Annotated in this window: 2 protein-coding genes; one reads left to right on the top strand and one right to left on the bottom strand. The window is 54.4% G+C overall.

The window, feature by feature from the left end:
* Positions 1–130: ATP-binding protein (locus FCK22_RS19630; protein ID WP_349237610.1), on the top strand; the 130-nt coding region annotated here is incomplete at its 5' end.
* A 25-nt stretch (positions 131–155) separates the two neighbouring features.
* On the opposite strand, the gene FCK22_RS18565 is transcribed toward FCK22_RS19630, so the two are convergent.
* A partial coding sequence (locus tag FCK22_RS18565) for a transposase domain-containing protein (RefSeq protein ID WP_136720389.1) occupies positions 156–252 on the bottom strand: 97 nt, incomplete at its 5' end.

Here is a 252-nt window from a genome sequence, read left to right as displayed (position 1 = left end):
GATGACCACCGCTCTCTTGGATCGGCTTACCCACCGCTGCCACATCCTCGAAACCGGAAACGACAGCTACCGCTTCAAGGTCAGTTCTGAGGCAGCAAAGAAAACTGCAAAGGAGGCCAAAACATTGTAAGCGGTAGCTGGACAGCACCATCCACTTAGCTTGACGGTTTGAAGTTCCACGGGAGCAGATCGTCGAGGCGACTTTGCGGATGACCATTGGCGATCGCTGTCAGGGTTGTCTTGAGATAGGCG

This window comes from Sulfitobacter sp. 15WGC, from assembly GCF_005068605.1.
In the GTDB taxonomy this organism is placed as follows: Bacteria; Pseudomonadota; Alphaproteobacteria; order Rhodobacterales; family Rhodobacteraceae; genus Sulfitobacter; species Sulfitobacter faviae.
The sequence above is the reverse complement of the archived record's forward strand: the minus strand, read 5'-3'. Positions and strand labels throughout refer to the sequence as shown.